7 protein-coding genes are annotated in these 14,083 nt (G+C 55.4%); 3 read left to right on the top strand and 4 right to left on the bottom strand.

Annotated features, from left to right (window positions below; translation table 11 throughout):
• Nucleotides 1–72: 72 nt before the first annotated feature.
• The 4 genes from RBB62_RS19885 to dnaG all read right to left on the bottom strand — a co-directional run bounded on the left by RBB62_RS19885 (nucleotide 73) and on the right by dnaG (nucleotide 10,896).
• Nucleotides 73–6,300, bottom strand: a complete 6,228-nt coding sequence (locus tag RBB62_RS19885; RefSeq protein WP_309401018.1) for an autotransporter outer membrane beta-barrel domain-containing protein — start codon at nucleotides 6,298–6,300, stop codon at nucleotides 73–75.
• 255 nt (nucleotides 6,301–6,555) lie between these two features.
• Nucleotides 6,556–7,116, bottom strand: coding sequence for a sugar O-acetyltransferase (locus tag RBB62_RS19880; protein ID WP_309401016.1), 561 nt, complete (start codon nucleotides 7,114–7,116; stop codon nucleotides 6,556–6,558).
• Between the two features lie 68 nt (nucleotides 7,117–7,184).
• Nucleotides 7,185–9,035, bottom strand: coding sequence for an RNA polymerase sigma factor RpoD (gene rpoD / locus RBB62_RS19875; RefSeq protein ID WP_309401014.1), 1,851 nt, complete (start codon nucleotides 9,033–9,035; stop codon nucleotides 7,185–7,187).
• A gap of 19 nt (nucleotides 9,036–9,054) precedes the next feature.
• Nucleotides 9,055–10,896, bottom strand: a complete 1,842-nt coding sequence (gene dnaG, locus RBB62_RS19870; protein ID WP_309401013.1) for a DNA primase — start codon at nucleotides 10,894–10,896, stop codon at nucleotides 9,055–9,057.
• 362 nt (nucleotides 10,897–11,258) lie between these two features.
• Between dnaG and RBB62_RS19865 the strand changes: the two genes are divergently transcribed.
• The 3 genes from RBB62_RS19865 (at nucleotide 11,259) to RBB62_RS19855 (ending at nucleotide 13,994) form a co-directional block, all read left to right on the top strand.
• Entirely contained in the window at nucleotides 11,259–11,849 is a 591-nt protein-coding gene (locus RBB62_RS19865) for a PEP-CTERM sorting domain-containing protein (RefSeq protein ID WP_309401012.1), read from the top strand.
• Nucleotides 11,850–12,189: 340 nt separating this feature from the next.
• Nucleotides 12,190–12,804 (top strand): PEP-CTERM sorting domain-containing protein, encoded by a 615-nt coding sequence (locus tag RBB62_RS19860; RefSeq protein WP_309401010.1) that lies wholly within the window; start codon nucleotides 12,190–12,192, stop codon nucleotides 12,802–12,804.
• Between the two features lie 176 nt (nucleotides 12,805–12,980).
• On the top strand, nucleotides 12,981–13,994 hold the full coding sequence (locus RBB62_RS19855; RefSeq protein WP_309401009.1) for a uracil-DNA glycosylase: 1,014 nt from the start codon (nucleotides 12,981–12,983) through the stop codon (nucleotides 13,992–13,994).
• Nucleotides 13,995–14,083: the final 89 nt, after the last annotated feature.

The raw sequence follows: 14,083 nt of genomic DNA, 5'->3' as shown, positions 1-14,083 counted from the left end.
CAGGTATTGTTTTTGATCTATCATCGGTTGCCGGGTTGAGCAAGTGCTGGACCCGGCAACTTCATGTTATCTCTAGAACAGCAGGCCGACGCGGAAGGAAACGGAGTTGGCCATGAAGTTTTCGCCTGCATCCAGATTGTATTGGAGGCGGAATTCGGCGGCGTCGGCTTTGATTAAATCCACGCCAATTTCGACGCTGCCAACCCAGTCATCGCCTTCGTATGAAGTCGTGAGTGATGGGCTGCCGGCTGGAGTAGAGGCTAGGCGGGAAGAAATCGAGTGGTTGGAATTCGACCACCATTCGGCGCCAAATCGACCGTAGGGGCGTAGGACGGAATCAGCGAAATCAATGCGCCCGCCAATTTCCACTTCGGGATTGAGGCCAACCTGCGTGAGGTTGCTTTCATTGAAGTGCATGTTCAACGCGCCGCCACCTGTCTCGGTGTAGGCGGGGATGTTCAAATGCATCACGTCGATGTTTGAGCCGGGGCGAATGTACCACATGCCCATGTCAAAGTTGTAAGCTCCACGCAGGCGACCTGAATAGATGTAATTCTTCTGGGTGGAACTGGCTGTGCGGGTGACGCCGCCCGAGCTTACCAGGCGGGAGTAGTCCATTTCGCCGTAGGTAAAACCCAGAGAGCCGGAGAGCAGCCAGCTCTCATCCAGAATCTTTTTCACCACAGCGCCCCCGGAGTAGTAATCTCCGTTGCCAGATGACTGCCCATTGCTCGCCGAAAGATTGCGATCAGTGAAATTTAGGCCGCCGCCCAGATACCACTGGTTGTTGAACTCCTGCTGCCCACCGAAGTGAAAGGTGTTGTCGTCTTGATCGTAGCCAGCGATCTGTTGGCTGTTATTATGAGAGAGGTGCGTATAAGTGGCGTGGGCGTAGGCACCGCTGGCTTCCGATAGCTGCGCGGTGTCGCCAACAAAGACTGGAATGGAGTGCAGGCTTTTCTGAAAGGAACTGGCGTTTTGCGCGGCATTGGCTTGCGAGACAGTGTGGACTTCTGGCGACATGTCTTGCAGAGCCTGGCGGTATTCGGTCGGCGAGCTCATGTTGAGCAAATGGAGAATGTGCTCGCCTAGTTCGCCGTTGCTTGCAGAGGTGCTGTGCGCGCCGGAAGTGTTAATCAGGTCGTTCAGGTAACTGGCTGATGAGCCCTCATTGTCCCTCACGTCGGTGAGAGACTTGGCGGCACGAATGGGATCAACGCTTGCTTGTAGTTGCACTTCAACTGAAAATGTTTCGCCTCTAACGATTGAAAAATTCACTATACTGCTGTTGCCTTTGTCGCTGACTTTCAGGTTACTAAAGTCGATTTCGGCCAAGGAGTTATCAGTGAGGAAAGTGAACTTGGATCCGTTTAAGGTGCTCAAGTCTGAGGGAAGACCGTTGGCGACGAATTTCGGTTTAATCTCACCCAGGAGAGGAGCGGAACTAGCCGCATTCATGGACAGGCTGTCATTCTGCATTGTGCGGCCATTGAGGTCTACGTTCCATACGCCTGTTGCCGTTTGGACAAAGGTGCCGTCAAGTTGGCTAGAGCCGATGACTCCCGGACCAGCGATGTCGAAAACTCCTGAGTTGGTCAACTGCCCGCCATTGAGGTTGATGGTTTGGCCTGGGTAATAAGAGGCGCTGGCGTTGTTGTTCAATGTTACGGCCGGGCTTCCAGTGTTGGAGATTATGCTGCCTATGATGATGCCCTTTGAGTTGTTGTTGATGGTGGTTAAGCCTGTGTTAGTCAGGGTAATGGCGTTGCCGGATTGGGCGCTCAGGGTGCCTTGTGAGAAATTGATCGAGTTACTGTTGTTGCCGCCATCGATCCAGATACCTGAGCTGTCGCGCCCATCGCCGCCGGTGATGTTGCCTTGGTGAGTGATCTGAATGCTGCCGTAAGAATCTATTTTACTGGCAAGGACCATACCGGAAGTCGACTGGATGCCATTTTGTGCGAAGATGCCGACAGCCTCTTCACCAGTCGCGGAAATATCGCCAATCAGGTTAATGATTGTGTTACCGGTGGTTCCACTTTGGTTATCGCTGGTGCGTGCTGTCGTGCCGCTGAAGTGATGAATCGTTATGCCATCAGAGGAACCGACTGCGCCTCCACCATTGGCCAGGGTTTGAGCGTAGATGCCGTGGGCGTAGTCGCCGGTAGTACTGATATCGATCGCGTGTGCGGTGTCGTTGGCCATGACAATTGAAAGTTTGCCCGCCTTGGCGCTTTGGTTGGCCCCTCCACCCGGGGCAGCGGATAGAAATTCCTTGAGCGAGTCGACTTCTCCTTCGAACGCTCCGGTGTAGCCGCCACCTCCGCCAATGGCTTGGGCAAAGATGCCGACTGCGCCATTGCCGTAAGTTTTGATGGACGCTTGATCGCCCAGTTCAACTGAGACGTTAGCTGAGTCACCGTAGCCACTGCCCAGATAGCCGGTAACCGTTTGCTGGGTATTGGTTCCGGCGCCATCAGAGGCCAGACCGCCGCCGCCGCCGATGCTCTGCGCAAGAATGCCGAAAGCATTATTGCCATGCGTTGTTATGGAGCCGTCGTGGTTGACGATTACGGTGCCACCATTGCCGGTGTTGCTCCAGTCGCTGCCAAGCTTGAGCTCGATCGTGCCTTGCGCGTTGTTGAGGCTGTTTACGTAGTCAGCTTTGAGCGCATCGAGGTCGACGCCGTTGGTCATTAAGATGTTCTCGATTTCGGTTACAAAGTCGGGATCTACCGCCACGCTGGCGCTGCCATCGTTTTCAGAAGGATTTACGAGGAAGAGCCCTCCACCGCCACCGATGGACTGAGCAACTACGCCGTGTGACTCAATGCCCTGCGTTTCAATCGTGGCTGCTTGCTCGATATTAACCGTCACCGCGCCTCCATGAGAACTGCTGCCATCGGTGCTAAAGCTACCGAGCTGGCCTACGATATCGAGGCCAAAGGTGGTGTCTGTCGTGGCAAGAACGGCCATGCCGCCACCCCCGCCAATGCTCTGCGCGGTGATGCCGAACGAGGAATTGCCATCAGTCTCAAGGGCACCTGTGTGGGTGATGGTGACTGTGCCGCCATCGCCATTTGCTCCGTTGGAGCCACCGACGCCAATTGTGTTGTCAAATGGATCGGCGGCTTGCAGGTCTTTTTCAAACGTCGTGCCTTGTTGGCCCGCAATGCCACCCGCGCCCCCGCCACCGCCAATAGACTGTGCGTATATGCCAAACGCCACGTCACCGTAGGTGTTGATTTCACCATCGTTGGTGACGGTGACTGCTTTACCTTTACCTCCAGCGCCGCCCGCGCCTCCGACATCGAAATTGAAACTCATAGAGGGCATCCCGTCATCCTCATCTTCGTTATCATTGTCGCCAAGGTAGCCTTTTAAGTCATCCGCCACACCAGGTGCGCTGGCCTTCAGCTTATTGTTGATGTAGTTTTTGATTGTATTGAGGCCTTTTTTCGCGACATCGGTATTGCCTAGATAGCCTTCTATTTTGCCCTGTACAAATTCATGCAGCCTATCGAATTCAGAATCTGCAGTGGACGTGCCACCTACGCCCCCGCCAGCACCGACGGATAGTGCGTGGATGCCATGTGAGCCGTCACCATTGGTGGTAATCGACGCATTTTTCGAATTGGTGACGGTGACAGTGTCTCCGTCGGAGCCGCTGCCCCCCGAACCGCCGATGGAGACTCCAAGATTGATTTTTTGCGCGCTGGAGCTGGCCCCAGAAGCGCCGGAGCCGCCACCTCCGCCAATGCTATAGGCAATGATGCCGCGAGAATCGCTGCCTCCTGTGATAATTGCGCCATCGTTAGTGACGTTGACCGTGCCTCCATGATTGCCCTTGCCGCCGGAGCCGCCGATTGAAATGTTGGTATCGAAGTTGTCACTGTTACTCAGGGAGAGGTAATGAATGTCTTCCGCTACATCTATTTTTATATTGGGCGTGCCGATTGCGCTGGCGCCTGTGCCAGCATCACCACCACCGCCGCCAACGCTCACTGCATGGACGCCATCTGAGGCAAAGCCATTGGTAACGATTAAGCTGCTTTTATCGACATTTACAGTGACATCGCCGCCCATGCCGCCCTCGCCGCCGTTTCCTCCCACGGAGACGCCGAAATTGACTTCTTTTCCGCCGCCGTAGGTATTGGTCTGCGTTAGCGCGTTGGCCCCGACTCCTCCGCCACCGCCAATGCTGCTGGCATAAATCCCTCGTGACTGCATGCCTGTAGTCAGGATTAGCCCATGAGAAGTGACCATGACCTCTCCGCCGCTGGCACCGCTGCCGCCATTCCCGGCAATGCCAATATTGACGCTCGCGGATGGGATATCAGGTGTGCTGAGTTCGGAGGTGAGGGTGGAAGCCTGGCCGCCTTTGCCGCCGCCGCCGCCGATACTCACTGCAACAATGCCGCTGGAATCTGCATTCTCCGTGGTGATGTCTGAATAGTAATCAACCGTTACTGCACCGGCGTCGTTACCCGATCCACCCGCGCCTCCTTTGCCGATGTTGATGCCCAGACCGAGCGCATAGTCGTCTGAAGTGGCTGCGCCACCCATGCCGCCTGAGCCACCAATGCTGAAGGCTTCGATGCCCGAAGCGGAAATGCCGCTGGTGCTGATGGAGGCATCGTAGTGTGTGCCCTGGTCAGCGTCGATCGCGTCTGAGATGTATACGTCGCTTCCGGCTCCACCTGGAGAGCCATCTCCCGCATAGCCAATTGAAATAAAGGCGCCGGTATCATCGTCATTGCCGCCACTGCCGCCACCGCCACCAACGCTTTGTGCCAAGATTGCCGTGGCATTGGAGCCTTCAGTCGTGATGGCGCTGCTGTTTTGGATCGAGACTTCGGCAGCATCGCCGCCGGTCCCGCCATTGCCGCCTTCACTGAAGAGCCAACCGCTTGCGTCACCGCCTGATGCGTCAGAATCACTGTTGTGAGCTGCCTCATTGGCGATTTGTAACGCGGCTGATGCGTTGCCGCCGCCAATGCTCTGGGCGATAATACCAATGGCGTTCACACCTCCGGTCGTGATGGAGCCGGCAATACCTGAGTCTGGACCCGTAACCGTCACTTTGCCGGCTTGTTTGGAGTCGCCACCGTCGCCGCCATGGAAAGTCGCGTCACCGCCGTTGCCGCCCGTGCCACCAACGCTTTGCAGTACGATGCCAAAAGAGTGGTCGCCAATAGTGCTGATGTCGCCGCTGTTGGTGAAGGTAATATCTCCGCCCTTACCGCCAGTACCGCCATTAAAACCGCCTCCGGAGCCATCGCCACCGTTTCCTCCGACTGATTCCAGCGTGACTGCCGGGGCGCGGTCGCCTCCGGTTGCAATGCTGCCCGAGTTTGTGAAGAAAAGGTCGCCGCCGTTACCACCATTGCTGCCATCGTTGCCATCGGTTCCATTGTCGTTGTAGCCTGCGTCACCACCTTTGCCCCCGTTGGCTTGTGCGATGATGCCGGGGACGCCATTGCTGCTAATCTGGACGACTGCATTTTTTCCGATGTTTACGGTTACGGTCCCGGCATCGCCGGCAGCGCCGGATGGGCCGGAGACTGGTGCAAAAAAAGTTGTGTCTGCCCCACCATTTCCTCCATCTCCACCATTGGCTGTAAGGACAATGCCGGTCTGCCCAGCATCAAGGTTGGTGCTGGTGATTTTACCATCGACAGTCAGGTTTACTGTGCCGCCCTGACCACCGTTGTCTCCCGTCCCGGCATAGCCATCGTCGTGTAAAAAACTGTCTACTGAAGCGCCATCACCGCCATCGCCACCGTCTGCGGTCAGAGAAATGCCAGAAGTATCCACTCCGGCAAACAAGAGGCTGCCGGTTTGGGCAATGGTTAAGGCCACAGCCCCCCCTGTGCCGCCTGCTGTGGTGATCGGCCAGATCGACAAGTATCCAGAGCCACTGGAGGTATTGCCACTTCCCGTAGCGCCGCCGTTTGCGGTTATCGAAATTGCGGGTGTTAATACGATTTCGGATTGGAGCGTAGTATCGATCGTGATATCGAGATTACCGCCGTTGCCGCCGCTACCGTCCTTGATGTCTTCGCCACCATTGCCACCCTCGCCGCCATTGCTAATGACGGTGATGCGCGTCTGGTCGCCATTGAGTGCTGGTAGGATGTCACTGGTGCTAAAGGTGGCGTCGCCACCAGGATTACCCGGTTTTGCTGCGGCACCATCTGAGCCAGTAAGGTCTAGATAATATGGGTGAATTTCGGCGAAAATCGGGTAGGCGGAACTCGCAAAAATGCCGGAAACTATCAGTAGAGTGATGACCTTCATGCTTGTAGTAGTAGGGTTGCCCTATTTGGTGCGGTTGTTTTGTGTGAGCAGTGCTAATAATGGGGCCATTTGCGCCTAATATTGTCAATTCTATAGGAATACATCGCAAAGGCTGATTAAAATATTGGGTATATGAGCCTATCTTGAAGGTTTGAGAGAGGAGGAATGGATATATTCCTAGGTTTGTTGATTGGGTACATAAATTAACCTCCGGTTTTCGTTGAACCGGCTGTTGATATGCAGCTTTGCCCGTGCTCAGTTCGGGAGTTGGCTAATCACCTTCGCGGGCACACCGGCAACAACTTGGTTCGCAGCAATGTCCTTGGTGACGACCGCCCCTGCGCCCACCACGACATTATCGCCGATCGTGACACCGGGATTAATGATGGCACCTGCGCCCAGCCAGACGTTATTGCCGATTGTGATGGGCTTCCCGTACTCAAAGCCGCTGTTGCGTTCTGTCGGATCCAGTGGGTGAGTCGCAGTGAGAATTTGGACCCGCGGCGCACACATGCAATGATGTCCGATGCGCACTTCGCAGACATCGAGAATGATCAAGTCGAAGTTGGCGTAGAAGTCCTCGCCGAGGTAGATGTTACTACCGTAATCGCAACGGAAGTTGGGCTCGATATTGAAGCGCTCGCCTGTGCTGCCGAGTAATTCGCGTAGCGTGGCCTCACGCTTGCTGAGCTCCTCTGGCGCAAGGAGATTATAGCGATGGCACAACTGACGCGCCCGCAGGCGCGCAGCGCTGAGCTCGGCATCTGCAGGGCTGTAAAGCTCTCCTGCTAGCATTTTTTGGCGTTCAGTCATCATAGCTAGGTAAGTAAACAAAAACAGCGCCAGATAGTTCCGACGCTGTTGTTTAAATCGTTGTGGTGAGCTTACTTCTTGAAGTGCTCGAAACCGGGGCCGCTGGTGTCCATTTCGCCTTCGAAGAAGCCGTGGAGCTGGCGAATACGCGTCGGGTGACGCATCTTGCGCAGGGCTTTGGCTTCGATCTGGCGGATACGTTCGCGGGTGACCTTAAACTGGCGACCGACTTCCTCCAGTGTGCGGCTGTAGCCGTCGACGAGGCCGAAGCGGAGCGAAAGCACGCGGCGTTCGCGCTCGGTCAGGGAGTCGAGAACGTCCATGATCTTTTCGCGAAGAAGCGAGTAGGCGGTCATGTCGTAGGGGTTTTCCGCGCCCTTGTCTTCGATGAAGTCACCGAAGTTGGTGTCGTCGGAGTCACCTACGGGGCTTTGCAGCGAAATCGGCTGCTGGGCCATCTTCATGATCGCTTGCACGCGCTCGACCGGCAGGTCCATTTCGTCGGCGACTTCTTCCGGGGTCGGCTCGTGGCCGAGTTCCTGAAGGAGCTGCTTTTGCACTTGCATGACCTTGTTTAAGGTCTCGATCATGTGCACCGGAATGCGGATCGTGCGGGCCTGGTCGGCAATGGATCGGGTGATCGCTTGTCGAATCCACCATGTGGCGTAAGTGGAGAACTTGTAACCGCGGCGATACTCGAACTTTTCAACCGCCTTCATGAGGCCCATGTTGCCTTCCTGAATGAGGTCGAGGAAGGAGAGGCCGCGGTTGGTGTATTTCTTGGCGATCGAGATCACGAGGCGAAGGTTGGCTTCGACCATTTCGGTCTTGGCGCGGTGGGCCTCACGCATGTTCCGGCGAACGTCGCGAATGAGGTTGAGCATTTCAGCCGCGTCCAGGCGATACATCTGTGTGATGTCGTTGAGGCGCAGCTTGATGGTGGCCGGGTCGTGCTTCTTGTGCTTGCGCTGCTGGACCTTCTTGGAAATTTCGAGGTGGTCGAGGTGGTCCTCAATCTCACGCAGGGTGGGGGAGAGGTTGTCCAGAAACTCTTCGAAGACCTTCATCTTGAAGCAGAACTTCTTAAAGATCGGCTTGAGCTGGCCTTCGTATTTCTTGAAGCGAGTGATGGCGCGCTTTTCGTTGGGCGAGCCGTCTTCGTGCTTCTGAATATCGGCCCAGGCCTTTTCACAACGGGCTTCGATGTCGTCGGCCTTCTCGATGAGTTGCGGCAGAGACTTAAAGTAGGCTTCGCGGCTTTCGATCTTCTTGTCGAGGACGACGCGGTCGAAACGCTCTTCACGGTCAATGAGCTTCTTGGCGAGGTCGATTTGGTAAGTGGTGGTGAGACCAACGGAGAAGAGCAGATCCATCGCCTTGGACTCGGCCTTCTCAATGCGCTTGGAAATGGAGACTTCCTGCTCGCGGGTCAGCAGCGGGACTTGGCCCATCTGCTTGAGATACATGCGAACCGGGTCATCGAGAATGTCCTGGTTGGCCTGGCGGCTTTCCTCTTCTTCCTCTTCTTCAAGGCGGGCCTTGTAGTTTTCGACTTCTTCGTTGTCGAGGATGTCGATCTCGAGGTTTTCGAGGATGGAAATGACGTTTTCGATCTCTTCCGGGTTGTTGATGCTTTCCGGGAGCGCGTCGTTAATGTTCTGCACCGTCAGGTAGCCCTGCTCTTTGGAGGTGCGGATCAGAATGCGGATCTTGTCATTGAGGTGCGCGGTCGCTTCCGCGGCGGCCTCAGGCGACTTTTTCGAGTCGGACTTCTTGGTGACGGCTTTGGGCGCCTTTTCAGACGCGGTTTTCTCCTGAGCTTTGGTCGCGGCCTTTACCTTCGCCTTGGCGGCGGCGGCGGTCTGCGGCTTGCTGGATTTGTTGGTGCTGCTTTTTGCGGTCTTTTTAGCTTTGGACGGCATGTTCGTGCTGGGTGACTACTTAGGTGGGCAATTCAATGGTGGGGGGGGAAAGCTTGAGGCGACGTAGGCGAATGCGTTCTTGATGCAAAGCCCGCGTTTCCTCAGGAGGCGCGGATTTCGCGTTTAGAATGCGTTCTTCCAGTGCTTGCTGCGCTCGGCGCAGATAAAGTTCGAATAAGCGCCGGATGCACTCGTTGACTGCTTGCACTGGGTCGTCGAAGGTGAGCTCTCGCGTGAGTAATTGGTAAATGTAGTTTCGTTCGTCCTCATTTTCAAGCAGTGGTTCCAGTGTTTCTGCGCCATCCCATTGATCATTCTCCGCTTCCGCTAAGACGACGCCAAGAAGCCGCCCGTCTCTGCGGGAGGCGTCAAGCCATTCGTGGTCAATGGTTTGTGCATAAAACTGGGCTAGATCCGGCCTATGTAAAGCGATGAACAATAGCACCGACTCGGCGCTTGTCAATTTTTCAGTGGACTTGTTTTCAGGTTGTGTCGGAGGAGGCGGGGCTCCGACTGCTCGTTGATCGCGGGTGCGATGGCGACGGTAATCCGTTTCCAGCGCAGTACGGTCTGTGCGGGTGAGATGTGCCAGCTCATCAAGATATTCCCCACGAACTACGGCGGAGTCGCAACCGGATAGCGCAGTGAACATCGTTTCCAGAATGGCAGCTTTGTCTCGTGGCGTTATTTGCCCCTGATCGGGCATCAGCGAATCGACGGCAAAACGGATTGCTGTGAGGCGATTTTCGCGCAGGGCGGTCAGGGCATCTGCGCCTTGATCGCGGAGCAGGTCGTCCGGGTCCAGACCCTGGGGGAGGGGGAGGAAGTGGACTTCGAGCCCAGCGGCAAGCGCTAGCGGGAGCATGCGCATGGCGGCCTTTTGGCCGGCGCGATCGCCGTCGAGCAGCACCTCGATTTTCGGCGTGTATTTTCGCAGCAGGGAAAGCTGGTTTTCGGTAATGGCGGTGCCTTGCGGTGCGACGGCGGTGTGGACGCCTTGCTGGAAGCAGCGCAGGCAATCGAGCTGACCTTCCACGAGCACGAAGGGCTTGGTTTCGTCGATGTGCTTGCGGGCGTGGTCGAGGCCGAAAAGCACGTTAGATTTCGAGAACAACGGCGTTTCGGGCGAGTTGACGTATTTGGCCTCCTTGGAGTTGTCATCGTCCGGCACGAGGTCGGTCGTGCGTGCGGTGAACGCGATCACGCGGCCCTGGATGTCGCGAATGGGTATCATCAGCCTGCCGCGGAAGCGGGGACGGGCCCGGGAGGCGTCGCGTGCGTTGTCGTAAATATACAACAGGCCGCAGGCCTTGAGCGCCTCGATCGAGAAACCCTTGCCAGAGAGGTGTTTAATGAAACCCTCTCCGGAGGAGGGAGCCAGGCCGATCTTAAATTCGTCCGCGAGCTCGAGCGGAAATTGCCGCTGCTCGGTCCAGTATTTGCGGATAAATTCAGCCTCGGGGTGATCGGCATGGAAGGCACGGTGAAAATAATCGGTGGCGACTTCGTGGATTTGGAACAACTCTTTGCGCAGGGAGGCGCGCTCTGGGCTCATGCCGTCGCTGTCGTATTCCAGCGGGATGCTGTAGCGGTCGGCCAGGAACTCGATGGACTCATTGAAGCCGAGGTTTTCCTTGAGCATGACAAAGCGGAACAGGTCGCCCGCGTTGCCGCTGGAGTAGTCGTGGAATACGTTCTTTTCCGGGTGCACGTAGAAGCTTGGCGTTTTTTCCGTGCCAAACGGCGACAGCCCGCGCCACTGCGCGCCCACGCGCTTCATTTGGGTGTACAGACCCGCGACGTCCACCAGATTGACTCTTTGGCGGATGGTTTCGATGCAATTGCGGGAGATTCGCGGCATAACGAACAAAGCTGGCAGATATACCTTCACGCGCCAAGCGCGCACGGAAGTTTTTTTAACAATGGTCTGAAGTTTGGAGATCGGGCGCCGGATGGCTGAGGCCAAAAGTCATGGGAGAGGGGTGATAGTAGAATTGAGAGTGAGCATAATTGCATTGCACGGGGCTCAGTAAGGTGTGAATTCGAAAATCTGATATTCATTTGGTGGCCTTGGGTGGAGAAGCTGCGTATCTTAATCCTATAAGTATCGATTGATCTAAGTTTGGAGATTAGGTGAAGCCCTTATAAAAGTCAGGGATTAAGGCCTGATGGCTCTATCCGCTTGATGACCTACGATTAGTAGTTAGATTCACCTCCACTGCTATGAAACTACTACGCTACCTAGCGCCATTAATATTGGCTGCGAATTTGAACGGGATGATGCTCTTCACGCTACAGGAGACGCCCACCGATGTAATATTTACAGCGACAGGCTCGATTGATAGCCTTACCGGATTGACTCATGTCAGTGATAACCCAGGGGCTGGCTTATCTGGGATTCGAGGATTAGATGCGGTTTTTGCCGTAGGCACCTCCGGTACGGGCTACAGCGTCTACTCTGGAGTGTCTGGACCGATATCGCTAGGGACTGGGGGCTTGATTTTCAGTAATGACTCAGCTTCAGGTTCCATTGTCGGCATTCAAGGCGCGAATACTTTTCTTATTCTTCCGGTGGGTTACATTACGACGACACCCCTCAATAGCACGTTTACTTTTACGGGCTATTCGTTGGCGACACTCGGCGTGAACTCAGGGACCTATGAGTGGAACTGGGGCGGTGGATCGGGCGATTCCGCAACGCTGAACGTCATTCCTGTGCCGGAGCCGTCTGTTTACATTGCGCTAGCCGGTTTTGCTGGTTTGGGCTTATTGGTTTGGCGTCGGCGTAGCCGGGCATATCAGTCGGCAGCATAGCAGTTTTCGTAAGGGCACGGCGCTTGGGGGAGGTTAAGCGAAGTGCGCGTAAGAACCATTGTCTCTGCCTTGCCTTCTGTGCGTGCTATGGCATAATTTACCATTGATCTCCTGGACACTCTCAAGGCGACTTCCCCACGTTATGCATCGCCGATTGTTGATTGAAGCGTCGGCGACACTTTTACGGAGCATCGGTGACGTTTCAGTGCTTATGTTGTTCACTCTTTCGGGCAAATGTATGCCCGACACAAGGGCGTCGTTTGGTTCGATGCTGAGAAGAAGAAATTTCTTTCGTGATGTCTGGAATATTGACATTGCAGGGTGACTCCCATTTTCAAAATTGCCCGTCCTTAAGAGAGGATTTTTAAAGCAGGATATGTTTCAGTTGCCGATACCTTTATGCTTAGCCTTGTTGGTTGCACCGATTGCGCAGAGTGCCTTGGTGATGTCTCTTCAGGAAACGGGCGGTGATGTGCAACTTATTGTTGACGGGAACCTGGATCTGACGGGACTTACTTTTTTTCAAACCCAGCCAGCCAGTGGTTATATGAATCCGGGGCAGGGCAATATTAACACTCTTGGAGTGGTTGATCTCTATCAAAACATTGTGGGGAATCCTGTGTTTGGCGGGTTGGCTTCAACGAATATGGATAGCTACACTGGCGACGCCGCTGGGGTAATGGGCCAGCTGGGCTATTTGCAAGTGCCGCAGGGATATATGAGTGGTGACATCATTAGCGGGACAGCGACCTGGAATACGACTACTTTGGCGGGGTTGAGCGTTACGCAAGGCGTTTACAGTTGGAATTGGGGCAGTGATTCGGTTACGCTCTACGCTGGCGTCGCACCACCTCCTGGTTTCCCGTCACCCATACCTGAGCCAGCGGCCTACATCGCATTGGCAGGCTTCGCAGGCCTTGGTTTATTTCTGTGGCGTCGGCGGCTTCGAGGCTAGTTTTGCCGCGCCGCATTGATCAATTTCTTGCAGGGATGCCAACGGTGTACGAGTAGGTAGTTGATCGCTGGGAGATCGGTTGTGGTTGATAAGCTTGGTGGCGGGAAATTGTTGAATCAACCATCAATCGCGCCTTTTTCCTTTAATCTCTTTCCTTAAATCTCTTTGCTGACTGCATGCGCGTGGAACTACAGGCAGTGGTGGATGAACTCAAGCGTTGGCGGGACGCTGGGCAGGAGTCTGTCTATTTGCAGCCAGGCACGCTGGAGGCGATTCAGGCCAAGGTGGCAGAGATTCGCGCTGCTGCGTCGCCGGACACTTTGCCTGAGAACCAAAGGCGCGAAGTTGAGCCTGCGTTTCAGGCCAAGCATGGCCCCACGCCTACTCGTCGTCCGCGTATCAAACAGGACGCTGAGTTGATCAAGAATTTCATCAAGGAAGCTGAGAAATCGCCAGGTTCGGCCCCAGCCAAAAAGAAGGTCGCCAAGAAAGCCGTGCAAAAAGGGCAGGGCTTACCGCCAGGCGTGAAGGAGATCCCTGCGCCGACCGAGTTTGAGCTCCCCGGGGGCGACAAGCAGACGCAGTGGGATTGGCTCCGCGACAAGGTCTTGTCTGACGAAGTTTGCAACGAGCACCTGCGCCCGACGAAGAAGGTCGTGTTTGGCGTCGGCAACCTCGATGCGGATATTTTCTTTTGTGGCGAAGCGCCGGGCGAGGACGAGGAAATCCAGGGCGAGCCGTTTGTTGGCAAGGCCGGCCAGTTGCTTGACAAGATCATCGGTGCCATGGGCGTGAAGCGTGAGCAGACTTACATTGGCAACATCATGAACTGGAGGCCCGAGCATGATAAGCCGTTTGGCAACCGCGCCCCCGTCGAAGCCGAAATTAATTACTGCCTGCCGTACCTGATCGGCCAGCTGGAGATCGTGAAGCCAAAGGTGATCGTGGCCCTCGGCTTAACCGCAGCCAACGGCTTGCTGGGCTACGACCCCGAGCGCCGCATGGGCAAAGTCCGTGGGCAGTGGCTGGAGTTTTCCGGCGTGCCGCTGATCATCACCTACCACCCGAGCTACCTGCTCCGCAACCAGACCAACCACTCCAAGCGCCTCGTGTGGGAGGACATGCTTTTGGCGATGGAAAAGGTCGGCCTGCCGATCTCGGATAAACAGCGCGGATTCTTTAAGGGCTAGTGAGTTGTCAGTGAAGTTTGCTACATAAATACTGAACCTTACCGAGGATCAGATTTGCGTCCACTGTCCACTTAAATGGCTTTGGTTGC

This window comes from Cerasicoccus maritimus, from assembly GCA_031296935.1.
Lineage (GTDB): Bacteria > Verrucomicrobiota > Verrucomicrobiia > Opitutales > Cerasicoccaceae > Cerasicoccus > Cerasicoccus maritimus.
This window is presented reverse-complemented; position numbering and strand designations above follow the sequence as displayed.